The following is a 23,764-nucleotide window of genomic DNA, read 5'->3' on the forward strand; positions in this document are numbered from 1 at the left end:
TAGTTAGTTGTAACTAACATTTTATTCAAAAAAAATGGGCCTAAGATGAAAGACTGCTATTCCCGGTCAGCTCCTCCTTTCCTCGCAGTATGGTTCTTCTGACAAAAACGGCGAAAATGAGCAAAGAAAGAAGTCCGGACACCGCGCATGCGGCAAACAAAAAAGGGTAACCCAGGTACTGGGAAATCAGGCCGAGCACCATCGACCCTAAGCCGATCCCCAGATCCATGGCGGTGAAAAAGGAAGCGTTGGCCACGCCTTTTTTCGTTGGGGCGACGAGGTTGACGGTTGCCGTCTGCAGCGTGGGCTGCGCCGATCCGAAGCCGATTCCGTACAACACCGCGGAACACATCACGCCCACGTAACCGGTGGATACGCTTAATACAGCCAGCGCAATCACTGCTATGATCACGGCCGGGATAACGACGGCTCCTTCGTTGTACCGATCCGCCAGTTTTCCGGCAAAGGGACGGGTGATCGTCAGGACGATGGCGTAAACCAAAAAGAACGTGCCTGCATTGACTTGAATGGATTCGGCGAACAGGGGGAGGAACGTAGTGATCCCGCCGTACGTCAGCGCCAGAAAAAATATCGATGCCGAAATAGGCAGCACGGATTTGTCGAAAAACGCCATTTTGTTTTTGCGGTCCGACCGGAAGGCAGGGACCCTGGTACACAATGCAATCGCGATGGCGGCGGCAGACAGGCAGGAGGCAAGCAAAATGGTGCGGTCAAAGGCGTAATGGCCGATCATCCACACGCCGACGATGGGGCCGATGGCCATCGAAACCGTCATGGACAGTCCATACCACCCCATGCCTTCGCCCCGGCGTTCCGCCGGAATGACGTCGGTGATCGACGTTCCGATCGACGTGGTGGAAAGGGCCCAGCCGAAGCCGTGCAAAATCCGCAGCAGCAGCAACAGGATGAGTCCGCTAGCCCAGTTGTACAAAAACATCGAGACGGCAAACAAAATAAGTCCCGCCAGGATAAACGGACGTCGGCCATAACGGTCCAGCAGTCCGCCGACGATGGGTCGGGCGACTACCGCGGACAACGTAAAACCGCCGATGACAAGTCCCAGCTGCGCTTCGTCGGCCCCAAGGTCCTTGATGTGCAGCGGCAGCGTCGGAAGCAGGATATAAAAACCGAAACTCAAGAAAAACAACGTCACCATCAATCCGATAAACGTTTTGGTCCACAAACGGTCCATAAATAAGGCCTCCTCTATGATCATGGTGATGATATACATGTTAGTTACTAGTAACTAACATTCGATCCAAAAAAAATTACGTCTTTAACCCTCTGGCCAATATGGATATCGATTCTTCGATGTGGTCTTCCCCTACTACAGGGACAATTCCTTCCAGCATCGTGCTTGCGATGAACTTCCCGTAATTGAACTTCATAACCGTCATAGCCTGGATTTCAGGGTCGCCTTGAACGACTTTGCCCTTTACCTGCATGGTTTTGAGATATTCGGTGACGATGCTCAGGAATCTCACGGCATTGTTGTGAACGCCCCGATGGATTTCAGGCATCGTTTTTCGTTCCATGACGGAAATCAAATAGATTTTTTTATCTCTTTTTAGTACGTCATGGTACAGTTTGCTGATCATCAATAAATCGGCCTCGAGCTCATACGTGATGTTCTGTCTAATGATCTGCTCGATCGGGGTGGAGAACATGTAATTCTGCAAAATAGCTTCCAAAATCGCCTTTTTCGAGCCAAACGTCCGAAAAACGGTCATCTCGCTGACGGATGCGGCGGCGGCAATTTCCTTGATCGTAACGGCTTTATAGCCTTTCTCGGACATGAGTTCGACGGTGGCTGCCAATATTCGGTCGGCCGTGTTTTCGGTTTTGGTACTCAGACGGGATCACCTCGCTTCTGTGTTAGTTAGCGACAACTAACATTTTTGCTCTGATCATACAATTCCATTCCTTGGATGTCAAGGGGGTCAGGAGCCCGACCGGCGAAGCGATCGGAGCTCCTGCCTTTTTTGATGATGATATCGATTCAAACTAAAACGCCCAATTGCCATTCCGGAACACCGGCTCGATGGCGCCGTCGGCGGTAATGCCGTCAATGTCCATGTCCGCCGAGCCGATCATGAAGTCGACGTGAATCAGGCTGTGGTTCAGCCCGGCTTGGTCCAGCTCTTCGCGGGACATTGCCAATCCGCCTTCCACGCAAGTCGGGAATGCATCGCCCAGAGCCAGGTGGTTGGAGGCATTTTCGTCGTACAACGTGTTGAAAAAAATCAAATTTGACTCGGAAATCGGGGAGCGATGCGGCACCAGCGCCACTTCGCCCAAATAACGGGCGGCTTCGTCGATGCCGAGCATCGTTTTTAACGATTCATAACCCGTTTCCGCGGAAAAATCGACGACCTTGCCGTTTTCGAACGTCAGGCTGAAATTTTCGATCAGGTTGCCCTGATAACTTAGCGGTTTGGTGCTGCGAACGACGCCGCGGGTTCCTTCCTTGCGCGGCGACGTAAACACCTCTTCGGTGGGCACGTTCGGGTTAAACGGGTTGTTCTCCGCGTTGACCGCGGTGCCGCCGTTCCAAATATGATGGTCCGGAAGCTCGACCGTCAGGTCGGTACCCGGGGCGCGATAATGCAGCTTTTTGTATTGTTTGCGGTTGAGGTACGCCCTTTTGTCATGAAGGGTTTCATTATGCTCATGCCAAGCCTGCACCGGCTGCTCCCGGTCGGCCCGGGACGCCTTGAAAATCGCCTCCCACAGCGCTTGGATCGCCGCTTCCTTATCAAGGTCCGGGAATACGAGCTTCGCCCAGCCTTCGGACGGCACGCCGATGATCGACCACGTGAATCTGCTGGCGGACATGTCCGCCCTCCATTTGGCCAGCGCCGCTCCGGCGGCTTTGGAACTCGCTGCAATCCGTTTCGGATCGATGCCTTTTAGCAGTTCCGGGTTGCTGGATTCGAGAAACAAAAAGGCCCCGCCTTCCTCGCCGAACTGCTGCACCGCTTGCGCTCTCCATGCCGGATAGGTTTCAAAGGCTTCGTCCGGCGCGAGGCGGTATTTGATCTGCGTGCTGATTTCATCCTGCCATTCGATATGGACGAGTTTGGCACCGGCTTTATAGGCCTGCTCCGTCACCAGACGAACGAATTCGGGCTGATGGATCGGCGCGCTGATCCACAGCGATTGGCCGGGCTGAATGTTCACCGCGATTTTGACGGCCAGCTCGGCGTATTTTTCTAAACAGCTTTGGAAATTTATCATGATTTCCTCCTTCGGAATCGGGATCAGGATATATCCATTCGTCTTTTGCGGTTCGATTTCCTTTTTTGGAGGCCTGGAAGACGCCATGCAAAAAAAGAGGCAACCCCTTTGCAAGCAAACGGGCTGCCTCTTTCCGATTTGTCAGGATCATTCATCCGTGGGGCGAGTCACGGTAAAAGGGGGCCGGAAACGTCCGGACGGATTATGCGGTTTTGGCCTCCAACCGCCGGGCAATGATGGATAGGGTATAGTTGACCGCAAAATACAATACGGCGGCCAAAAGCAGGGACGGGATGACATAGTTCGGGCTGTGCCCCTGCAAGATCTGTATATTGTGCATCATTTCCGGAAGCAAAATAATGACGCAAAGCGAGGTATCCTTGAGCAGGGAGATGAACTGGCTGACGATCGGCGGCACCATGCGGCGCAGCGCGAGCGGGAGAATGATGCAGCGCATCGTCTGCATGTAGCCGAGCCCGGAGGAACGGGCGGCTTCGATCTGGCCGCGGTCCACGGAGTTGAGGCCGCCGCGGACGATTTCGGAGATCATCGCGCCTTCGAAAATGGTCAGGGCCGAGACGGCCGCCCACAACAGAGGTAGCTTGACCCCGACTAACGGAAGAACGATATAGATGAAATAGATGATCAGCAGCAAAGGCAAATTGCGGATCAGATCGATGATGACGGCCAAAACACGATACAGGATCGGAATTCGGGCATAACGAATGGCGCCGAGCAGCGTACCGAGCACGAAGCTGAACGCGATCGAAAGGGTAGCCACGAGAAGGGTGACGCCGAATCCCTGCAGAATGAAGGAAAGGTTCGGCCAGGAGTACGCTCCCGCAAAATCCATGCTTTAAGCCTCCTTTCGCAAAAATGATGCGTTTCCCCGGTCTAACGGTCCGCGGCGCGGAACCTCCGTTCCATGTAATGCACCGCCATGCTCAGCGGCAGGGTCAGGATAAGGTAAAATAAAGCCACGATCGTGTAGACGGTTAACGGCAGGAAGGTGTCTGCATTGATCAGGTCGGCATAATACATCAAATCGAAGCCGGAGACGACGGCGAGAATGGACGAGTTTTTCACCAGGTTAATAAACTGATTGCTGATTGAAGGCAGCACGATTTTGATCGCTTGCGGCAGGATGATATGCACCATCGTCTGCATATAGGAAAGCCCCGTTGCCCGGGCCGCTTCGCTCTGGCCGGATGGCACGGACTGGATCCCTGCGCGGATGGCCTCGGCGATGAAGGATGCGGTGTATACCATCAGGCCGAGGGTGCCGGACGTAAAACCGTCCAGCGGCACGCCAAGCGTCGGCAGCCCGAGGAAAAAGACGAACACGACGAGCAACAAGGGGATGTTGCGGATGAATTCGACGTAAGCGGTACCGATCCAGTTCAGCGGCTTCAGCGGCGCGATGCGCATGACGGCGATGATCGTCCCGAGAATGAAGCTGCCGACAAGGGCCAGGGCGCTGGAACCGATCGTATGCAGAAAACCTGCGGAAAACCGGTCCCAATGGTCAAAAAGGATGTGAATGTCGAACTTTCCCTCCATGCTTAAACTCTCCTTTCCCTAAAGATAAGCCCGAAGGAGGACGGGGGGAGGCCGAAGCCTCCGATGGATGCCGCAAAGTCCCTTACTCCGGTTTCACGCCCATCCATTGCTCGTATAACTTGTCGTATTCGCCGCTTTCTTTCATTTCCTTCAACAGGTCGTTGACGACGCCGACGAATTCCGAGTCCCCTTTTTTGATGGCGATGCCGTAAGGCTCGTCGGTGAAGTTGCCTCCGACCAGCTCATAGTTCGGATCCTGCTTTTGCATGCCGAGCAAAATGGCGTTGTCGGTCGTCAGGGCATCCCCTTGGCCGGCTTTCAGCGCGGTGAACGCATCCTGATAGTTTTCGAATTCCAGCACGGTGGCGTCCGGCGCTTTTTCGCGGATGTTTTTCGCCGAAGTCGAACCTTTTACGGCCAACACTTTGGTTCCTTTTTTCAAATCCTCCAGGCCTTTGATGGGGCTGCCCTTTTTGACGAGAAGGGATTGGCCTGCCTTAAAATAGACATCGCTGAAGTCGACCTGCTTCTTGCGGTCTTCCGTGATGGTCATCGTCGCGATGATCAGGTCGATATCGCCGTTTTGCAGCAGCGGAATCCGAGTTTTGGAGGTAACCTCCTTCAGCTCCACCTTGTTTTCGTCGCCGAGGATCTTTTTGGCGAGCGCTTTGGCGATGTCGATATCGAAACCTTCCACCTTGCCCGTAGCCGGGTCCTTCAGCCCGAACAGCTTCGTGTCGTATTTCACGCCGGCGATGACCTTGCCGCGCTCCTTGATGGCCGCCAGGGTGCCTCCCTCGGCGTTCTTTTTCCCGCCGCCGCAGCCGGCAAGCGCCAAGCAGGTTACAAGCAGGATCAGCAGCAGGCTGACATAGGATCTTTTTTTCATTCGTTTTTACCCCTTTCTTTTCGCGTGTTCCCGAAACATATGTAAGCCACAGTGATCAATCAATGCCGGATCAGGCGGCTGAGGAACAGCCGGGCCCGCTCCTCGCGCGGTTCCCGGAAAAAATCGGCGGCCGTCGCTTCCTCGAGGATTTGGCCGTTGTCCATGAACACGATCCGGTCGGCGGCTTCCCGGGCAAATCCCATCTCATGCGTGACGATGACCATCGTCATGCCCTCATGGGCCAGGTCCCGCATGACGTCCAGCACTTCGCCGATCATTTCCGGATCGAGGGCGGAGGTGGGTTCGTCGAACAGCATGATTTTCGGCTTCATGGCGAGCCCTCTGGCAATCGCTACCCGCTGCTGCTGGCCCCCGGAGAGCTGGGAAGGATAACTTTCGGCCTTGTCGGCGATGCCGACCCGCTTCAAATACGCAAGGGCTCTTTCCTCCGCCTCCGCCTTGCTTAAGCCGAGCACCTTCATGGGAGCGAGCGTGATATTGTCGATCACTTTTTTATGGGGATACAGGTTAAAATGCTGGAATACGATGCCGATGTCGCGGCGGAACCGGTTGATGTCGATTTTTTTATCGTGCAGCGGCGTGCCGGCCACAACGAGCTCGCCGGAGGATATCGTTTCCAAGCGATTGATGCAGCGGAGCAGCGTGCTTTTGCCGGAGCCGGAGGGACCGATGATGACGACAACCTCGCCTTCTTCGATCCGCAGATTGATATTTTGCAGAACCTGAAAGCTGCCGTAAGCTTTGTCGACCTTGCGAAACTCGATCATATCGATGACCTCCCTTCGTCCATATTTGCGCCCGCATTGAATGGGTGGACGCATACATTTTTACAATATATGGCCGGGCTGAAGGCATCATGCTAGATATTGCGACCTGCTTGTCCGCTTCCGGTGAACATGAAAAAGCCCGAGCCTATCCTAGGCACGGGCTTTGCGGATCTTATAACTACCGTTTTTTCTTGGCTAATGCGGCAACAAGAGCAATGATGGACAACACGAGCGCGGCAATCGAGACGACCAGCGTAGCGGTTTGTACGCCACTGGAGGACGAGTTGTCGGAGGCGGCGGGAGCCGTAGCGGCGTTTTCCGCGCTGCCCGCGTTCCCTTGCGTCTGCTCCTGCTGTCCTCCGGCCGCGGCATTGTGGCCGTGATCGGCCGGTTCAGACGCCTGGCCGGCAGCGGTCGTGATTTTCGTGATCGAATGCGGGGATTCGGAGCCTTCGTCGCCGCTCCATTCCACGATGCTTCCGTCTTTGTAATACTGGAACGCATCCCAGGCGACTTCCGTTTCTTTGCCGGGATTATGGGCCACGAAATTGAACTGCTGGAATTCGCCGGCTTGAATGCCTGCGCCGGTCGCTTCCCAGGTGATGCTGCTGATTTTGCCGGAGCCGTCCTTTTCGGTGGCGACTTTCCAGTCCGGAACCGGCTGATAGTTCATCAGCTCGACGCCTTCCGGCACTTTCAAGGTGACTTTGGTCGTCGGGATCTCTTTTTCGGACGGGATTTTGATCGTATAGGTTTCCCAGGCATCGGGCTGGGAGACGGCCGGCTTGACGGTGACATGCGCGCTGGCGATGCCCGAAAAGAGCAGGAATCCCGCCGCGGCGGTCGCAATAAACGGAAGACGTTTAAACAGTTTCATCATTGTTTCTCTCCTTATTTGCATTTTGGATTTTTTTCAACTTTTCATTTCATGGCCTTAATGATTACCGACATGAATGACGATATCGGTGTCCCAGGACTCGAGCTTGTCGGTCAGGACGTGCACATGGACGTTCCATTTGCCGGCCATCGTGATCAGATTGCTTGCTTTGAAGCCTTCCGGCTTGCCGCCCGGCATCACGATTTCGTATTTGCCCATGTCCATGTCAAGATGCGTCAGCGTGAGCTTCACCTGCTGAATCGCCGTCACGGGCTGCCCTTGACCGTCTTTGATTTGCACCTCGAATTCGTTCGTGCCTGTTACGTTCGGAGTGATTTTCAGCGCGACGACCGCTTTGTTTTCCAGCGTCTGCTGCACGTCGACCGGCCCGGGCGAAGAAGCCGCCGTAGGCATGTTGGTCAGGGCCGCCGCCAGTACCAAGGCCAATGCGCCTGCCGTAAGTTCAAACCACACGCCCGCCCCCAAGGATTGTTTGCCTTCTTTGCCGCGCAGCCAGTTCATGGCGGCGCAGCCGACCATGACGAGAAGCAGGGCGCTTTTGCCGTACAGGATCTTTCCGTACGCCGTGTGGAAAAGCGAATACCACGTCGGCACGTTTTGCAGGCTGGCATATACTCCGCTGATCAGAATCAGGATCACGAAGACCGTGCCCCACAAGCTGAATCTCCGGATCACGGCAAAATATCCCTGTTTTCGTTCCTCGGCCCCGGACGGCAGGGCCGCTTCTTTCGGCAGCAGCGCCCCGAAGGCCAGCAGGCTGCCGAGCCACAGGGAAGCGGCGCCCAAATGAAGGAAGTCCATCGCGATGCCGAGCGCTTTTTGAGAAGAGGCGGCCGGATGGCCGATAAAAGCTTTGGCTAGCAGCAGGACCATCACGAGCAGAAAGGCGACCGTACCCGCGATGTAGGCATTGTCCTTGTCCTTGATTTTCGGCAGGGCGTAGGCGAGGCCGATAAGAATCGCCAGCAGCAGCAGCTGCACCAGCCAGACTTCGCCGAAGCTCGTAATCCGCAGCATTTTGAGCAGCAGGGACGGGTCGGACGCAACGCCGCTCCAGCCGACGCCGGCATCGATCCCCGTTTGCAGCGGCAGACTGATCAGGAAGCTTGCGGCGAACACGGCGATGCTGATCCACATCATCCACAAGCTTCGGCGCGACCACGGCGGACGGATTCCCGCACCGGCCGGAAGCAGGTACAGCTGGTAGAAATAAACGCCTGCAAGGAAGGCCAGGCTGATGTAAATAAGCCAGCGAACGGCGATCAGGTCGGCGCCGGGCCAACCGGCGGACACGACCGTTTCGGACCCGGCCGCACCGCTGCCGCCTTCACCGATCCGGAACGAATAGGTTCCTTCGATGGGGTGCCCGTCGGCCGATACCGCTTTCCACCGCACGGCATAAATGCCGTTGGGAAGATTCGGCTGCAGGTCGGCCTCGAGCGCCGAGTTTTCCCCTTCGGGAAAACGGCTTTCGCTCGCATTGACCGTTTTGCCGGCGGAGTCCGTCACTTTGATTGCGTGGAAAGCCTTTTGCAGCGGCTCGTTGAAATAAATGTCAATTTTGGCCGGAGGCTTTTGCAGCGCCTCGTTTTCGGCCGGAGACGATTTGACGATATACGCATGGGCCGAAACCGTTCCGGGATACAGCAGCAGGACGGCAAGGATCACCGTCATCAAACCGGAAAGCAGCCGCGTTTTTGTGTTCAATGGATCACCTTCGATCTGGGGATTTGCAAAAAGGCGTTGGTGTCAAAAGCCTGTTTGCAAACCACCGGATTGTTGTTCTTTGGGAAGAGGATTTTGCAAAATGCGATGAAATATACGCCTGAACGGCACGAAGGACAAAGGTTCGCCCCTTCCGTCACGTTTCCTTTAGCCCAGAAATCATTGTATAGCCGGACCTTCCGGAAGGAAATGACCCGTGTGGGCTATAAGGACCACGGACAAACTTCCGCCCGAAACCGAAAATGCCTCAAACCCGCGGCGCTTCGGGAAAAGCCGGGCATGTGGCAAAATTCCGAAAAGTGCAGGAAAACGAAGCATTTGGTGGAAGGGAAGCGCTGCGGTTTCCAACCGGGTCAAGCTCAGGGATTTTTTGTGAACGTCTAGGCCCGCGATGCCCTTCATCTGGAAGGAAGAGGGGCATCGCTGCTGGTACATGAACGCGCATCGGCTCTCTAACGGGGGATAACGGAGGAAATCGGAGCATCTTTCCGGCTGGCACCGTTTATGGCGGGCTCCCGCGGGCTCAGCTGTCTCAGGGAAGTTTCTGGTTTTTTCTGAACGTTTTCAATCTGTTTCACATCGCTTTATAATGAATAAATAAGAAAAACTTCCCGAGCAGGGGAAATCATTTATCAGGAGTGATGACATGAGCCAGGCCGTATTGGAGCGTCGCAGCGAGATGCTGAAGAAACATATTCAACAACTGCTTATCCGGGATAACCAACACGGAATCAGCCGGCAGCAGAGCTTGTTCCTGCAGCAAATGATCAAGGAGCTTCATCAGACTTCGCATGAAATGAACGGCAGCAAATAAGACTCAGGCAACGTGTGCAGGAACCGGAATCATTTTGGATGTTCATAAGATCAGAATAAGGCTGTTCCTCAGAACCGCACCCCAGGTAGACGAAAACAAACTACGATGGGGGGCCGGGTTCAGGGAACAGCCTTTTTGTGCATTGTATTAACCCAAGGTCGGGTGCTCTTCTCCGCCTGTGTCCATGACGCTAGCGCCTTTTTCTTCAATGTATCCGATGAACAGTCCGGCAAGCTCGGGATCGAACTGGGTCCCCGAACAGCGGCGAAGTTCCTCGACGGCTTCCCGGACGGATTTGGTCGGCTGGTAAGGCCGTTCCGAGGTCATCGCGTCGAAGGAATCGATGATGGTCAGCATCCGGCATAATAGCGGAATTTCGGCCCCTTTATAGCCGTGGGGATACCCGGTACCGTCAAACCGTTCATGATGCAGCTCGATGTACGGCGCGAGATCCTTGAACTTGTCGCTTGTGATCGCCATTTCCTTGCCCCAGTTGACGTGTTTCCGGACCGCGGCCCATTCTTCGGGAGTCAGCTTGTCTTTTTTGTTCAAAATTTCCCACGGAATTTCCAATTTGCCGATGTCGTGGATCAGGGCGCCGAGCACGAACTGCCTGCGGGCACTCGGATCGAGCTTCAATAGCAGGCTCATGTCCATGGCATAGCGGAATACCCGCTTGGAATGTTTAAACGTATTGATGTCTTTATACAAAAAGAGATTCAGCAGCTGCTCGATGTCCCGCACATCCTGCGCGATTTCGATTTCTTGTTCGAGCGGGACGGAGCTGCCGTAGATGTACGCGATATTTTTGCCCTGCTTTTTGGCGTCGTACAGCGCCTGATCCGCCTGCAGGACAAGCATGGATTTGTCGTGGATGTCGATATGGTAACCGGAAATGCCCGCCGAGAAGGAAAGGCATGCATGCGGCAAAATTTCCACTCCGGCAAAAGGCGTATCGTTGACCTTTTTGCGCAGCCGGTCCACGAACACGAGCGCCTCCTGTTCGGTAAACCCGGGCATCAGCAGCGTAAATTCCTCTCCGCCGTACCGTGAAGCGGTGATGTTCGCCTGCTCGGCTTCCTCTTTCAAGATGGACCCGAGCAGCCCCAGCAGCTTATCTCCTTCCAAATGGCCGAAATGGTCGTTATACCGTTTGAAATCGTCGATATCGATCATGACCAGGGAAAGGGGGGGGCCCTCGGACCGGGCCTGCCGGATTTCGTCTTCGAGAAGGCTTTCGAAATAGCTGTGATTGAACAGCCCCGTGCGCTGATCCCGGATCGCCCGTTCCTGAAGCTGCAAATACATATCGAACAGCTTTTTGAAGAGGTGGGACAAAAAAATGCTGATGCCGAGGAACAATACGAGCCCGGTAACCCCGTTGTTTTCGATCAGAATGGTAAGAACGAGCGACAAAATCAGGATGCACGTGTACACAAGCGCCGACTCCTGCAGCAGCCCCCTGACGGTGGCGCCGATCCGGCTCCGGTCGGTGAGATAATAATAGATTCCGATGCAGAGGACATTGACGGCGAAGTATATAATCAGGGCGCCTACATAAGATAGTAAATGGCGGTTTTCCAATTGTCCCAGCCGGCCTCCAAGCCCGTCGAAAACGGCGCCGGCCGCGCTGATCATGATCGCGTAAATGGAGAAATTGGTAAAATGCTTCCATCCCGACACCTTCCGCTCGACAAGGGCGAACAGAAGCGAGCTCAGGAAAAGGAGGGCAAGCGCCGCCGGCGTTCCGTAAATAAAGAGGCAGGCAAGGTACACCGCCGAATCCATCGACTGTTTGTTGCCTTCCGGGGGAATCTGAAAAGTATAAAAATATAGGACAAGAGACGCCGCGAACATCGACGCCGGCACCGCCCACTGTCCGGACGCAAAATCCCAGGAAAGACGGCTGATTTGCAGCCCAAACAGGAAGGTGCCGAGGACGCAGAACAAAAGGGCATTCATGTTTGCCGTAAACCAGGATCGCATGATCGGGTATTTTTTTACCATGGATATTTCCCCTGTTCAATCAGATTGTTCTGAAAGTTGAAGCATGAAGCAATTCCTATCAAAACAACATTGCTTGTTAAATCAATATAAGGGAATCGTTTTTAGTTCGCAAATATTGTTTCGCATTCCATGCAGCGGGTTGGCAAAAAAAACGAAAATCGGGCCAGGGAAAATCGGATGCGGCGATGCCGATGAATGCCGCTTGCATACCTAGAGGGGGTATAGTATAATGATCTCGAAGGCTTCGATATAAAGGAGGTGGAGTGAGATGATTGCCCAGACTGAACTTAAGGAGAAAGTTCCGGCCGGAAACGATGCCGGGCTTCGGAGCGATGCCTGTGCGGAAGGCTGCAGCGAGCGGCACAGCCACCATTCGAGTCAAACGAAAAATAATCTCATCACCCGCCTGAACCGCATCGAAGGACAGATTCGCGGCGTCAAGGGCCTGATCGAAAAGGACACCTATTGCGACGACGTCCTGAATCAGATCGCTGCGATCCAGGCCGCTCTCAACGGGGTCGGCAAGCTGCTGCTGGAAGGCCACATGAGAAGCTGCGTGGTCGAACGGATTGAATCCGGGGAATACGAAGTCATCGACGAACTGCTCGTCACCGTCAAGAAGTTAATGAAATAACATCCCGCTGCCGGGATGAACCAAAATCCGAGGAGGAAATATACCATGAAAAGCGTAACTTTGAATGTTCAAGGAATGTCCTGCAGCCATTGCGTCAATGCGATCGAAGGCGCCATGAAGGAAATCGGCGCAACAGGCAAAGTCGATTTGGCCGACAACAAAGTAACGGTGGATTTTGACGAAAATAAATTAAGCCTCGAGAAAATCAAGGAAGCCATCGAAGAGCAAGGCTACGATGTAGTTTAAGATTTTCGGCGGGGAATTTCCGGCGGCGGCTGACCTTATGACAGGTCGGCCGCCGCCTTTTTGTTTTTTATTTTGCGCCGGCGCCAAGGTTTGTCCTTCTGAGAATGAGCCGTCCTGCATATAATACGCCAACAGGGTATGACTTGCGGAAAGGAGCCGGGACTATGGAACGGAATACGGGGAACCGGGAGCACGAAAGGCAAGCGACGCTGCTAATTACCGGGATGACGTGCGCCGCCTGCGCGGCCCGGATCGAAAAGGGCCTCGGCCGGATGGAAGGCGTCGCGCGGGCCCATGTCAACTTGGCTTTGGAGCAGGCGACCGTCTCCTACGACCCGAAATATACGGATCTGGGAAAAATGGAGGAAAAGATCGCATCGCTCGGCTACGGGATGATGAAGGAGACGATGGATTTCGATATTACCGGGATGACGTGCGCCGCTTGCGCGGCCCGGATCGAAAAGGGGCTCGGCCGAATGCCCGGGGTTACGCGGGTAAACGTAAACCTGGCGCTGGAGACGGCCCGCGTGGAATATGCGGCAGGCATGGTCACCGTAAAAGACATGGAGAAAAAAGTGGAGCGGCTCGGCTACAAAGCCGTGCCGAAACGGGAAACGAAGGACAGCGCCGAGCTCCGCCGGCAGGAGATCGGCCATAAACGCTTCAAATGGATGATGGCGGCCATTCTTTCCCTGCCGCTCTTGTGGGCGATGACCCAGCACTTCCCCATGACGTCCTGGATTCCGGTGCCTTCGCTGTTTCTAAATCCATGGTTTCAGCTGGCGCTGGCGACGCCGGTCCAATTCCTGATCGGCGGGCAGTTTTATGCGGGCGCCTATAAATCGCTGCGGAGCGGAAGCGCCAATATGGACGTGCTGGTGGCGCTCGGAACGTCTTCGGCCTACTTTTACAGCTTGTTCCTGACCATCCGCTCCCTCGGGTCGGACATGCACCACCCGGCGGAGCTGTATTACGAAACGAGCAGCGTTCTGATTACGCTGATTCTGGTGGGCAAATGGTTCGAAGCCTTGGCCAAAGGCCGCTCTTCCGAAGCCATCAAGAGCCTCATGGGGCTGCAGGCAAAAAGCGCGCTTGTGCTCCGCGACGGGCGCGAGACGAGCATTCCGATCGACGAAGTGAATACCGGCGATACGGTCATCGTGAGGCCGGGCGAAAAAATACCGGTAGACGGATGGGTGCTTCAGGGCGTGTCCTCGGTCGACGAATCGATGCTGACGGGGGAAAGCCTCCCTGTCGCCAAACGCGAGGGCGATGCCGTCGTCGGCGCGACGATGAACAAAAACGGCATGCTGCGGATCCAGGCCGCCAAGGTCGGCGGCGATACGGCCTTGGCCCGGATTATCAAGGTCGTGGAAGAAGCCCAGGGCTCGAAGGCGCCGATCCAGCGGATCGCCGACGTCATCTCGGGCATTTTCGTTCCGATTGTCGTCACGATCGCCATCGCCACGTTTCTGGTGTGGTATTTCTACATTCTTCCCGGGCAGTTCCCGGCCGCGCTCGAAAAAGCGATCGCCGTGCTGGTCATTGCCTGCCCGTGCGCGCTTGGACTGGCGACGCCGACATCGATCATGGCCGGCTCAGGCCGGGCCGCCGAGCTCGGCATCCTGTTCAAGGGCGGGGAGCATCTGGAAGCGGCCCAGGGGATCGAAGTCGTCGTGCTGGATAAAACGGGGACGGTCACCAGCGGCAAGCCGGTGCTGACCGACGTCATCCCGGCGCCGCTTATGACGCAGCAATCGCTGCTCCGGACGGCGGCGGCCGTCGAGCGCAAGTCCGAGCATCCGCTTGCCGAAGCCATCGTGGCCGGAGCGCTCGAGCGGAGCAAGGCGCTGCCGCTGCCGGAAGCGAAGGACTTCGAAAATTTGCCGGGATACGGCGTTTCCGCCAGAGTGGACGGGCGGCCCGTGCTTGTGGGCACCCGCAAGCTGATGGAAGAGCGGGGCATCCGAATCGATCCGGCCATACATCCGATGAGGCTGCTTGAGGATGCAGGCAAAACGGCGATGCTTGTCGCCGTGGATGGCAAATACGCAGGGATGGTCGCCGTGGCGGATACGATCAAGGGCACCTCCCGCGAGGCGGTGTCCCGTCTGCATCAATTGGGCATCGAAGTCATCATGGTTACCGGCGATAACGAGCGTACGGCCAAAGCGATCGCCGACCAGGCGGGGATCCGCCGCGTGCTGGCCGAGGTGCTGCCGGAAGCCAAAGCCGATGAGGTCAAAAAGCTGCAGCAGGCGGGCAAACGCGTCGCCATGGTCGGCGACGGCATCAATGACGCGCCCGCGCTTGCCACGGCCGATATCGGCATGGCGATCGGCACCGGAACGGACGTGGCGATGGAGGCGGCGGACGTCACGCTCATGCGCGGAGACCTGAACGGCATCGCCGACGCCATCCTGATGAGCCGCCGGACGATGGGGAACATCAAGCAGAACATGTTCTGGGCCCTCGCCTACAACACGATCGGCATCCCGATCGCCGCCGCGGGTTTTCTGGAGCCGTGGCTGGCGGGAGCGGCGATGGCTTTCAGCTCCGTATCGGTTGTGCTGAATGCGCTTCGCCTGCAGCGGGCGAATCCGTAAAAATCCGATGGTAAAGGTTGACAAAGAAAAGCATCATGCCCTATAATAGCCAATAATTTATAAAACCAAATGTAAGGATTAGAAATAGTAGAGGTGAAAGGACCTTTCAGAGAGCCGTTGGTTGGTGCGAAACGGCAGCGTCGATCACTTTGAACTCGTCTATGAACAGCTGCCCGACATTGTAGGGTTAGACGGCTTCCCCCGTTACAGGGATAGATGGTGATGGCCATCGAAAGAGATCATTTCGTTATGGAATGAATTAGAGTGGTACCGCGGGTTCAACCTCGTCTCTATACAGAGACGGGGTTTTTTTGTTGGTTAAAGTCCGGGTTTAACCAACAATCCTTCACTATATATCAAAAAACCTTTGGGAGGAATGAACAATGAACCGTAACATTATCGTTTTGGACACGACGCTGCGCGACGGGGAGCAGGTGCCCGGCGCAAAACTGAACGTGCAGCAAAAGCTCGAGTTTGCCCAGCAGCTGAAGCGGCTGAACGTGGACATCATCGAGGCGGGGTTCCCTGCGTCTTCCGCCGGCGACTTTCAAGCGGTCCAGGAAATTGTGCGCACGGTCGGCGACAAGGTATCGATTACGGCGCTGGCGCGCGCGGTGAAAAACGACATCGATGCCGTATATGAAAGCATCAAGCTTGCGCAGCATCCGTTCATCCATATCGTGCTCGGCACCTCGAACATCCATGTGGACAAAAAATTCAACCGTTCGAAGGAAGCCGTCATGCAGATGGGCGTCGACGCGGTCAAATACGCCAAAACGCTGCTGCCTGAAGTACAATACTCCACCGAGGACGCTTCCAGGTCGGACTTCGAATATTTGTGGCAAACGATCGAAGCCGTCGTCAAAGCCGGCGCGACCATCATCAACGTGCCCGATACGGTCGGGTACGCCGTGCCGGAGGAGTTCGGCGAGCTGATCCGCAAAATCAACGAGCGGCTGAAAAACTTGAACGACAAGGTCATCCTGAGCGTCCACTGCCATAACGATCTGGGGCTGGCCACGGCCAATACGCTGAGCGCGATCCATAACGGCGCCGGCAAAATCGAGGTGACGATCAACGGCCTGGGCGAACGGGCAGGCAACACCTCGCTGGAGGAAGTGGTCATGGGCCTGAAGGTCAGAGAAAACTATTACGGCTGCAAGACCAACATCCAAACGACGGAGCTGCTCAAAACGTCCAGATTGCTGACCCATTTGACGGGGCTGGACGTGCAGGTCAACAAGGCCATTACGGGCGAAAATGCTTTTGCCCATTCCTCCGGCATCCATCAGGACGGACTGCTGAAAGACCGCCAAGTGTACGAAATCATGACCCCGGAAGAGGTCGGCGGGGAAAGCATGGAATTGATTTTGACCGCCCGCTCGGGCCGCCATGCCTTCAAAAACGCGGTGGAGAAAATGGGCTTCGACGTCAGCAACGCGGAGGATTTCGAAGTGCTGTTCGGCAAGTTCCTCGCGCTGGCGGACGCCAAAAAAGAAGTGTACGACCACGACGTCTTTTACCTGGTGACCAATCACCGGACGCTGGACGAAAGCGCAAGCGGCCATTTGTATGAGCTGGATTCGTTCCAGGTCGTCACCAACGATCTGTATCCGACGGCCACCGTCAAATTGAAAAAAGGCTCCGAAATATACAAAGACAGCGCGGTGGGCGACGGCCCGATCGACGCGTTGTACAGCGTGCTCAAATCGCTCGTCGGGCTGGACGTGCAGCTGAAGGATTATAAAATCAACAGCCTGTCCCGAGGCAAAGAAGCCGTAGGCCGCGTCAACATCCGGGTCGAATACCAGGGCAAAATCTACTCCGGACGCGCCATGGACACGGACATCATCAAAGCAAGCGCGCTGGCGTTCCTGAACGGCATCAATGCCGTGCTGCTGGACGCTTCGGCGGACGCTTCCGGGGCGGCGCCGGCTGTTCAGTGACTTTTCGCATGAAAAAGGAAAGGAGGCTCCCGAAATGAGCAGATTCAAGGAAAGCGCCCAGAGGTTTCAGGACGTTCTGGCTAACCTGGGATACGAACGGCATACCGTCATCGAATTGCCGGACAGCGCACGGACCGCCCAGGAGGCGGCCGAGGCGATCGGGTGCGAGGTGGCGCAAATCGCGAAATCGATCATTTTCCGCCTGCAAAGCTCCGGTCAGCCGCTGCTGGTTGTCGCAAGCGGAGCGAACCGCGTCGACGAAAAGCGAATCGCGGATTATGTACACGATACATTAGGCAAAGCCGACGCCGATTTCGTGCGCGAGCGGACGGGGTTTGTCATCGGCGGGGTCGCCCCGGTCGGGCACCGGGAAAAGATGATCACCATCATCGACGAGGATTTGCTGCAATTCCGGACGATATGGGCTGCGGCCGGGCATCCGAAAGCCGTGTTTCAGCTGACGCCGGGCGAGCTCGTCGCGATGACGAAAGGGCAAGTGATGCCCGTAAAATAAAACGAAGGATCAAATGGGCGCAAAAGGCAAGGCTTCCGCAGCATTGAGACGAGGGTACGAGGGGATTATCATAGAAGATGTAACCGTACAGATACGATCAGGAGGAGATTATCCAACATGAACGATACGATATCTTTATTGATGAATCATCGATCGATCCGAAAATTCAAGGACCAGCCGGTCACCGAGGAGCAGCTCCGAACCATCGTTTCCGCCGCCCAAATGGCTTCCACCTCAAGCAATGTGCAGGCGTACACCGTCATTGCGGCGACGGACCCGGAACTCAAAAAAAGATTGGCGGAGCTGGCGGGAAACCAGGCTTACGTGGAGCAATGCCCGGTATTTCTCGTCTGGTGCGCCGATTTGTACCGACTGAAGCAGGTGACGGCGGAGCCGCTGCAGGGCCGGGAGTCGCATGAGGATACCACCGAAAACTTTATCGTCGCGACGGTGGACGCCGCGCTGGCGGCCCAAAACGCGGCCATTGCGGCGGAATCGCTCGGTCTGGGCATCGTTTACATCGGGGGCGTCCGCAACCGGATTGCCGAACTGTCCGAGCTGCTCGGTCTGCCTGAGCTGGTATACCCGGTGTTCGGCATGTGCGTCGGCGTTCCCGACCACGAGCCGGGACAGCGCCCGCGCCTGCCGATGCCGTCCGTGCTGCACTATAACGGCTATTCCAACGAACAAAGCGTGGCCCCGGTCCGGGAATATGACGTGACGATGGCCGCATACCTGAAGGAGCGGACCGGCGGCAAAAGGGATGCGACTTGGTCGCAAGTGATGGCCGACCGATTGGGCGAGCCGATTCGCCTGCACATGAAGCCGTTTCTGGACGGCAAAGGGTTCATGAAGAAATAAGCCGCTTGGCGCGCGGCCCGGTTAAATCCCGTAAAAACGCCTTGCGTTCGAATATAAGCGCTGCCGGGCTTCTTGCAGGGAAAAGCCTTGGAGCCGGCTCCATTCTTCCGCTACCGCGGCGGTCATCCGCGGATGGGTCATCTGCCCTTCGAACGGACCTTCAAACGGCCACGGGCCGTCGGTTTCGGACATGACCTGACCGGGAGGATAGACGCGGGCGAGTTCGCGGATTTCCGGCTCATATACGATATCCGGCGTGAAAGAAACGTAGTATCCGTTTTCTGCCATACGCCGCACCGTAGCGGGCGAGCCTTTGAACCAATGGAAATGGGCCCGCTTCACGCCGTACCGTTCAAGCAGACGGCAGGCGGCGTCGGCATCCTCGTATACCGCATGAAGCACCACCGGCTTGTCATGTTCCTTGGCGAAGGCGATAAACCGTTCCAGCAGCTCCTCGTAAGGTTTGCCGTCGAACGGCCGGCCGGCTTCTTCGGCTTCCTTGCGCGTATAATACGGTAGACCGACTTCGCCGACGGCGACCATGTCATCGGCATGCCTCCGCATCCAGGCCAGCAGCTCGTCCACGTCGCTTGGCGCCGGGACGGGCTGTTCCGGGTGGTATCCGAAGGCCGGATAGACCAGGGAGGGGTATTGCCGGGCGAGCCGCAGATTGCTGCGTGCCGATTCCAGGTGCATGGAAACGGTAATGACGCCTGCGATGCCGGCAGCCGGCAAACCGGATAGCATGTCCCGCTGCTGCGCATGGTCGTAAGCATCCAGATGGATGTGGGCGTCGATCAGCGGAGCCGCCTGTTCGTCCCGGGAAGATTGGGCTTGAACGCTGTCGGCCGGGCCGGCTGCAAACAGAGGATGCGAATTCGGTTCAGGAGCAAAATTCACGGGTAAAATCCCTCCTTATTAGTCGTTCATCATGCGAATTATTCATCGTATGAACATGATTATAACAAATAGGCTTCGAGGGAACCCGAAAAGGAGCGTTTTTCCGGTGTCAGCGATTTTCCGCGCCGACCTTCAGCATATGCTGATAATTCGGAGGCAGCTCGTAGGTTTGCAGATGGCGGAAAGCGGCCAGCTTGACTCTGTCGGGGAACAGCGGAGAAATTTCAATCGTCATCCGGTCTTTTCCGACGCCGATATGCGGTCCTAGAACAGGGGAGACCTCAAGCGTGACGGAGAAGTGAAAGCCCCGGTCTCCCGGACCGCCGTTGACCCGTGTGGCCTGAAGGATTTCGATTTCGTAGGGATAAACGAGCGGATTCGCCGTGAGCAGGTTTTGGTAATAATCGTTTACGGCGTTTTGGATTTCGGGAAGAAGCAGCTCCAGCATCATGTCTTGGTACAGCTGCAGCTTCGGCTCTTTCGGCTGAAGCTCCTCCGCGGCGGCAGCGGCGGGGCAAGAAGACAGGAAAACGGACAAGAGCAGCACGGCCGATCGTAGTTGGGATTTCATCGTTTCACCTCGTATACAACGTTCCCCTGAATTGGATGAAAATATGCGGCCTGCAAAACGATTCGAACATGATCAGAGATCAAGAACATCATCGGTGATCTATACAAAACGGCCCGTGCATGGGTTCCTTCGGGGAACGGCAAGCACGGGCCGTTATTTATGCGGCCGAATCTTAAGTGGCTCCTTGCATTTTCAGCTGCTCTTCGCGCAGCCAGCCGGACAGCTCGCGTCTGAGCCGGATGAAATCGGGATGCTCGATGATGTCCTCGCGGCGCGGCCGTTGGAACGGCACGTCGATCTCGTGAAGCACCGCGGCCGGCCGGCTCGAAAACACGTAAATACGGCTGGATAGCAGCAGCGCCTCTTCAATATTATGCGTAATGAAGAGCACCGAGCGGCGGCTCTCCTCCCAAATATCGAGCAGCCAGCGCTGCATGTCGCTGCGGGTCAAGGCATCGAGCGCGCTGAACGGCTCGTCGAGGCACATCAGCTCCTGCGGGCTGAGCAGGGCGCGCAGGAAAGCGGCCCGCTGCTGCATGCCGCCGGACAGCGTATGCGGATGGTTTTTCTCGAATCCGCCGAGCCCGACCTTACCGAGCCATCGGCGGGCATTTTCGCGGGCTTCCCGGTCAACCTTCCCTTGAACCTCCTGGGACAGCAGAACGTTGTCTTCGATCGTCCGCCATGGGAACAAGGCCGGCTGCTGCGGCATGTAGCTGATATGTCCCTGCTGGCCCGTTACGTCCGCGCCGTTCATGCTTATGCTGCCCGCATCCGGTTTGACGAGGCCGCCGATGATATGGAACAGCGTGCTTTTGCCGCTGCCGGAGGGTCCGAGGATGGAGACGAATTCGCCTTTGCCCACGGTCAGCGTCACGTCGTCCAGCACCTGCAGCCGGCTTCGCTTGGACCGGAAGGTTTTGCTGATGCCGGCCGCTTCGAGGGCGGGAACGGTTTGATTATCGCCGGTTTTCAGGGCAGCCGGCTTTTGTTCCAGCGTTGACATAGGTTTTAGCAGCTCCTTTCTTTTCCGGTATCAGTTATCCTGTTTCGGTTTCCAACGTACAAGCCATTTTTCAAGCAGGGCGATGATGCCGAACAGGAGCAGGCTTAGCGCCACGATGATCATGATGGCGACAAACATGCGATCGGTGCGGTAGCCCGATTTTTGCAGCATCATATAGTATCCGATCCCCTTGTCGGCACCGATCCACTCCGCAATGACCGCTCCCATCACGCTGTACGTCGCCGCGATTTTGACGCCCGAAAAGATCGCGGGCAGCGCGTGCGGCAGCTCCAGCTTGGCGAAAATTTGCCGCTTGTTCGCGCCGATCATCCGCATGTAATTCAGCATGACCCGGTCGGTCTGCTTCAGTCCGCCCATCGTGGCGACGGCCACGGGGAAAAAGCAGACCAGGGTAATGACGATCAGCTTGGGCAGCAGCCCGAAGCCGAACCAGATCATCAGGAGCGGGGCAAGCGCAATGGTCGGAATGTTTTGGCTCAAAATGAGCAGCGGGTACAAGGCCGACTTGAGAAACGGGATCAGGTGCAGGATCAGCGCGATGATCAGCCCGACCGCCGTTCCGATGATAAATCCTTCAAGCGTCAGCCTCACCGTTGCCCCGACATGGCCCCACAGATCCCCGGCCCCGTCCGCGGTTTCCTTGGCGATATCCACCGGGGAAGGAAGGATCCATTTTTCGATATGAAACAGCGAGGTGCTCAGCTCCCATGCGACCAAAAAGAAGAGGACCGCCACAAAGGGCGGCCATACGCTATTCCACCAACGTCTCATGGACGGTATTTCTCCGTAAGCCGCTCCATGCTGATGCCGCCGGGACGATGGGCGATTTTGATCTGGGAAATGATGCTTGGGCTGCCCGCCTCCACAAGAGCTTCGTGCATGCGGCACACGACGTCGAGCAATTCCTCGAGTTCGCCTTCCATCGTCGTTTCCAGCGGGTGCACCTCGTATTTGACGCCCGACTTTTGGATCACTTCGATGGCGCGGTCGACGTAAGCGTAGGAATCCTCGTTGTTCGGCGTTTTTGGAATGACCTGTATGCTGAGCAGGGTATGAGCCATATCAATCACGTCCTTATAAAATTTGATGATTGCTTTAATCGCGCAGCGGGGTCGCTTGGTACAGCGATCCTTACCTATTGTTGCGGCAAAAAGTCGTTCGTAAACGCGTTTTCGACATCCAGCGGTTTGTCGAGCAGCTTATGCTCGTACATCCAATCCGAATATCCTTTCCAAACCTGTTCCTTCTGCTCGCCCCAGCGCTTGGCGTCGTCCTGGTATTTCGGGCTGAGCCACTTTTGGCTGGCCATGACGAGATCCTTGTCGAGCTCGGGCACGGCTTTGATCAAGACATTGGCTGCATCCTCGGGATGCTCAATCGCGAATTGATAACCTTTGGAGGTAGCGCGCATAAACGCTTTGACCAGCTCCGGATCTTCCTTGATCTGCTTTTCATTGGTGACGAGGACCGGCGTGTAATAGTCCAGCTTGTCGGAGAAGTCTTTGACGTACAGCATATCGAGCGGCTCCTTGCGGAGCTCGGCTTCGATGCCGGTCCAGCCGTAGAAAATCCAGGCGAAATCGATGTCGCGTTTCACCGCCGTAAAATAATCCGCTTCGCCCATGTTGACGATTTTCAGCTTGCTGACGTCGGCCTTGTCGATGTCCATGATCGAATCGATCACGGCTTTTTCCACCGGAGAGCCCCAGCCGCCGTACGTTTTGCCTTCAAAATCCTTCGGCCGTTTGATGTTCCGGTCCACGGGCGCGGCAAAACCGGAAGTGTTATGCTGGATCACCGCCGCGATCGACACGAGCGGAACGCCTTGCGTGCGCGCTTGGGTGACGTTTTCCTGCACGCTGACGCCAAACGGCACCTTGCCCGATGCCACCATCGCCTCCGCGCCGCCGGCTCCCGGCTGCACGATGTCGACGTTCAGCCCTTCTTCTTCGTAGTACCCCTTTTCTTTGGCGACATAGAGTCCCGTATGGTTCGTGTTCGGCGTCCAGTCCAGCACGACTTTGACATCCTTCAGTTGTTTGGGCTCGCCGCCGCCGGCCGAGGAGGTTTCCCCTGAAGGCGTCCCCTGGCCCGTCGTTTGGGCGTTTTTGCTTCCGCAAGCGGCCGTAGCCAGCACAAGCAGGAATGCCAGCAAAAACAGTCCGATTTTTTTCGTTTTCATTGCGTTACTCTCTCCCTTATCCAGTTAATCCCCTTCATGCTGCAAAAGAATCGCGTTTCCATATCTGGAGGCGAATCACGGGACCGCGGCCGTCTTTATTTTCGCCGGAAGGTCCGATCATTCAACAAAAAAAGCGCCCCGGATGCGGGACGCTTAAGGCGCAAGGATGACATGGCGAACGCCATGACGATGGCTTTTCCTACGCTGGCATTACCCAGATCAGGTTTAAGGGTCAGTATCTTGAAGGGATACAATCTCAGCCGGCCGATTCCAGCACCCCGGATTCTTATGAAGTTAACGGGTTATTACATTGGTATTATAGTCCTAAGCTTGAAATA

At 56.0% G+C, this 23,764-nt stretch carries 23 protein-coding genes, 1 riboswitch and 1 other annotated feature; of the genes, 7 read left to right on the forward strand and 16 right to left on the reverse strand.

The window, feature by feature from the left end; translation table 11 throughout:
* Positions 1-40: 40 nt before the first annotated feature.
* The 9 genes from KI367_RS07135 to KI367_RS07175 form a co-directional block, all read right to left on the reverse strand.
* Complete coding sequence (locus tag KI367_RS07135; RefSeq protein WP_212948659.1) at positions 41-1,213, reverse strand: MFS transporter; 1,173 nt, start codon at positions 1,211-1,213, stop codon at positions 41-43.
* 76 nt (positions 1,214-1,289) lie between these two features.
* A complete protein-coding gene (locus KI367_RS07140; RefSeq protein ID WP_281422496.1) occupies positions 1,290-1,838 on the reverse strand; it encodes a TetR/AcrR family transcriptional regulator in 549 nt (182 codons plus the stop codon).
* Positions 1,839-2,025: 187 nt separating this feature from the next.
* Complete coding sequence (locus KI367_RS07145) at positions 2,026-3,258, reverse strand: aminopeptidase (RefSeq protein WP_212948662.1); 1,233 nt, start codon at positions 3,256-3,258, stop codon at positions 2,026-2,028.
* A 202-nt stretch (positions 3,259-3,460) separates the two neighbouring features.
* Positions 3,461-4,111: an amino acid ABC transporter permease gene (locus KI367_RS07150; protein WP_036713436.1), complete on the reverse strand. Its 651-nt coding sequence runs from the start codon at positions 4,109-4,111 to the stop codon at positions 3,461-3,463.
* Between the two features lie 41 nt (positions 4,112-4,152).
* Positions 4,153-4,818, reverse strand: a complete 666-nt coding sequence (locus KI367_RS07155) for an amino acid ABC transporter permease (protein ID WP_212948664.1) — start codon at positions 4,816-4,818, stop codon at positions 4,153-4,155.
* An 82-nt stretch (positions 4,819-4,900) separates the two neighbouring features.
* A complete protein-coding gene (locus KI367_RS07160) occupies positions 4,901-5,707 on the reverse strand; it encodes an ABC transporter substrate-binding protein (RefSeq protein ID WP_212948666.1) in 807 nt (268 codons plus the stop codon).
* 59 nt (positions 5,708-5,766) lie between these two features.
* A complete protein-coding gene (locus KI367_RS07165; protein WP_036713440.1) occupies positions 5,767-6,495 on the reverse strand; it encodes an amino acid ABC transporter ATP-binding protein in 729 nt (242 codons plus the stop codon).
* Positions 6,496-6,673: 178 nt separating this feature from the next.
* Positions 6,674-7,372, reverse strand: coding sequence for a YcnI family copper-binding membrane protein (locus tag KI367_RS07170; RefSeq protein WP_212948668.1), 699 nt, complete (start codon positions 7,370-7,372; stop codon positions 6,674-6,676).
* Between the two features lie 57 nt (positions 7,373-7,429).
* Complete coding sequence (locus KI367_RS07175; RefSeq protein WP_212948669.1) at positions 7,430-9,100, reverse strand: copper resistance CopC/CopD family protein; 1,671 nt, start codon at positions 9,098-9,100, stop codon at positions 7,430-7,432.
* A gap of 664 nt (positions 9,101-9,764) precedes the next feature.
* Here KI367_RS07175 and KI367_RS07180 point away from each other — a divergent pair.
* A complete protein-coding gene (locus KI367_RS07180) occupies positions 9,765-9,932 on the forward strand; it encodes a hypothetical protein (protein WP_197070030.1) in 168 nt (55 codons plus the stop codon).
* Positions 9,933-10,079: 147 nt separating this feature from the next.
* Here KI367_RS07180 and KI367_RS07185 read toward each other — a convergent pair whose 3' ends face one another.
* Positions 10,080-11,939 carry a bifunctional diguanylate cyclase/phosphohydrolase gene (locus KI367_RS07185; RefSeq protein WP_246536744.1) on the reverse strand — a complete coding sequence of 620 codons (1,860 nt, stop codon included), beginning with the start codon at positions 11,937-11,939 and terminating at the stop codon, positions 10,080-10,082.
* Positions 11,940-12,207: 268 nt separating this feature from the next.
* Between KI367_RS07185 and KI367_RS07190 the strand changes: the two genes are divergently transcribed.
* From KI367_RS07190 to nfsA, 6 genes are all read left to right on the forward strand, one after another.
* Entirely contained in the window at positions 12,208-12,573 is a 366-nt protein-coding gene (locus KI367_RS07190) for a metal-sensitive transcriptional regulator (RefSeq protein WP_212948671.1), read from the forward strand.
* A 45-nt stretch (positions 12,574-12,618) separates the two neighbouring features.
* Positions 12,619-12,819 carry a copper ion binding protein gene (locus KI367_RS07195; RefSeq protein WP_036713454.1) on the forward strand — a complete coding sequence of 67 codons (201 nt, stop codon included), beginning with the start codon at positions 12,619-12,621 and terminating at the stop codon, positions 12,817-12,819.
* A gap of 164 nt (positions 12,820-12,983) precedes the next feature.
* Positions 12,984-15,425, forward strand: a complete 2,442-nt coding sequence (locus tag KI367_RS07200; protein WP_212948673.1) for a heavy metal translocating P-type ATPase — start codon at positions 12,984-12,986, stop codon at positions 15,423-15,425.
* 65 nt (positions 15,426-15,490) lie between these two features.
* Positions 15,491-15,720, forward strand: a binding site (T-box leader).
* An 88-nt stretch (positions 15,721-15,808) separates the two neighbouring features.
* Entirely contained in the window at positions 15,809-17,371 is a 1,563-nt protein-coding gene (locus tag KI367_RS07205; protein ID WP_212948675.1) for a 2-isopropylmalate synthase, read from the forward strand.
* Between the two features lie 34 nt (positions 17,372-17,405).
* Entirely contained in the window at positions 17,406-17,885 is a 480-nt protein-coding gene (locus KI367_RS07210) for a YbaK/EbsC family protein (protein ID WP_036713458.1), read from the forward strand.
* Between the two features lie 117 nt (positions 17,886-18,002).
* Complete coding sequence (gene nfsA / locus KI367_RS07215; protein WP_212948676.1) at positions 18,003-18,746, forward strand: oxygen-insensitive NADPH nitroreductase; 744 nt, start codon at positions 18,003-18,005, stop codon at positions 18,744-18,746.
* A 21-nt stretch (positions 18,747-18,767) separates the two neighbouring features.
* Here the strand turns inward: nfsA and KI367_RS07220 are convergent, their stop codons facing one another.
* From KI367_RS07220 to KI367_RS07245, 6 genes are all read right to left on the reverse strand, one after another.
* Positions 18,768-19,613, reverse strand: coding sequence for a TatD family hydrolase (locus KI367_RS07220; RefSeq protein ID WP_212948856.1), 846 nt, complete (start codon positions 19,611-19,613; stop codon positions 18,768-18,770).
* Positions 19,614-19,755: 142 nt separating this feature from the next.
* Positions 19,756-20,217: a DUF3888 domain-containing protein gene (locus tag KI367_RS07225; protein WP_212948678.1), complete on the reverse strand. Its 462-nt coding sequence runs from the start codon at positions 20,215-20,217 to the stop codon at positions 19,756-19,758.
* A gap of 172 nt (positions 20,218-20,389) precedes the next feature.
* Positions 20,390-21,223, reverse strand: a complete 834-nt coding sequence (locus tag KI367_RS07230; RefSeq protein WP_212948680.1) for an ABC transporter ATP-binding protein — start codon at positions 21,221-21,223, stop codon at positions 20,390-20,392.
* Between the two features lie 30 nt (positions 21,224-21,253).
* Positions 21,254-22,015: an ABC transporter permease gene (locus KI367_RS07235; RefSeq protein WP_036713462.1), complete on the reverse strand. Its 762-nt coding sequence runs from the start codon at positions 22,013-22,015 to the stop codon at positions 21,254-21,256.
* Positions 22,012-22,305, reverse strand: a complete 294-nt coding sequence (locus KI367_RS07240; protein WP_212948682.1) for an MTH1187 family thiamine-binding protein — start codon at positions 22,303-22,305, stop codon at positions 22,012-22,014. Before KI367_RS07240 ends, KI367_RS07235 begins: the two co-directional genes overlap by 4 nt.
* Before the next feature lie 74 nt (positions 22,306-22,379).
* Positions 22,380-23,426, reverse strand: coding sequence for an ABC transporter substrate-binding protein (locus tag KI367_RS07245; protein WP_212948684.1), 1,047 nt, complete (start codon positions 23,424-23,426; stop codon positions 22,380-22,382).
* A 179-nt stretch (positions 23,427-23,605) separates the two neighbouring features.
* A riboswitch (TPP riboswitch) is annotated at positions 23,606-23,717 on the reverse strand.
* Positions 23,718-23,764: the final 47 nt, after the last annotated feature.

The sequence above is a fragment of the Paenibacillus cookii genome, from assembly GCF_018333375.1.
In the GTDB taxonomy this organism is placed as follows: Bacteria; Bacillota; Bacilli; order Paenibacillales; family Paenibacillaceae; genus Paenibacillus_AQ; species Paenibacillus_AQ cookii.

Bases quoted from the DNA above. Each gene is read 5' to 3' on its own strand.
- KI367_RS07135 (WP_212948659.1), bottom strand. From the start codon at position 1,213: ATGGACCGTTTGTGGACCAAAACGTTTATCGGATTGATGGTGACGTTG.
- KI367_RS07145 (WP_212948662.1), bottom strand. From the start codon at position 3,258: ATGATAAATTTCCAAAGCTGTTTAGAAAAATACGCCGAGCTGGCCGTC.
- KI367_RS07150 (WP_036713436.1), bottom strand. From the start codon at position 4,111: ATGGATTTTGCGGGAGCGTACTCCTGGCCGAACCTTTCCTTCATTCTG.
- KI367_RS07155 (WP_212948664.1), bottom strand. From the start codon at position 4,818: ATGGAGGGAAAGTTCGACATTCACATCCTTTTTGACCATTGGGACCGG.
- KI367_RS07160 (WP_212948666.1), bottom strand. From the start codon at position 5,707: ATGAAAAAAAGATCCTATGTCAGCCTGCTGCTGATCCTGCTTGTAACC.
- KI367_RS07165 (WP_036713440.1), bottom strand. From the start codon at position 6,495: ATGATCGAGTTTCGCAAGGTCGACAAAGCTTACGGCAGCTTTCAGGTT.
- KI367_RS07170 (WP_212948668.1), bottom strand. From the start codon at position 7,372: ATGAAACTGTTTAAACGTCTTCCGTTTATTGCGACCGCCGCGGCGGGA.
- KI367_RS07180 (WP_197070030.1), top strand. From the start codon at position 9,765: ATGAGCCAGGCCGTATTGGAGCGTCGCAGCGAGATGCTGAAGAAACAT.
- KI367_RS07185 (WP_246536744.1), bottom strand. From the start codon at position 11,939: ATGGTAAAAAAATACCCGATCATGCGATCCTGGTTTACGGCAAACATG.
- KI367_RS07190 (WP_212948671.1), top strand. From the start codon at position 12,208: ATGATTGCCCAGACTGAACTTAAGGAGAAAGTTCCGGCCGGAAACGAT.
- KI367_RS07195 (WP_036713454.1), top strand. From the start codon at position 12,619: ATGAAAAGCGTAACTTTGAATGTTCAAGGAATGTCCTGCAGCCATTGC.
- KI367_RS07200 (WP_212948673.1), top strand. From the start codon at position 12,984: ATGGAACGGAATACGGGGAACCGGGAGCACGAAAGGCAAGCGACGCTG.
- KI367_RS07205 (WP_212948675.1), top strand. From the start codon at position 15,809: ATGAACCGTAACATTATCGTTTTGGACACGACGCTGCGCGACGGGGAG.
- KI367_RS07210 (WP_036713458.1), top strand. From the start codon at position 17,406: ATGAGCAGATTCAAGGAAAGCGCCCAGAGGTTTCAGGACGTTCTGGCT.
- nfsA (WP_212948676.1), top strand. From the start codon at position 18,003: ATGAACGATACGATATCTTTATTGATGAATCATCGATCGATCCGAAAA.
- KI367_RS07225 (WP_212948678.1), bottom strand. From the start codon at position 20,217: ATGAAATCCCAACTACGATCGGCCGTGCTGCTCTTGTCCGTTTTCCTG.
- KI367_RS07230 (WP_212948680.1), bottom strand. From the start codon at position 21,223: ATGTCAACGCTGGAACAAAAGCCGGCTGCCCTGAAAACCGGCGATAAT.
- KI367_RS07235 (WP_036713462.1), bottom strand. From the start codon at position 22,015: ATGAGACGTTGGTGGAATAGCGTATGGCCGCCCTTTGTGGCGGTCCTC.
- KI367_RS07240 (WP_212948682.1), bottom strand. From the start codon at position 22,305: ATGGCTCATACCCTGCTCAGCATACAGGTCATTCCAAAAACGCCGAAC.
- KI367_RS07245 (WP_212948684.1), bottom strand. From the start codon at position 23,426: ATGAAAACGAAAAAAATCGGACTGTTTTTGCTGGCATTCCTGCTTGTG.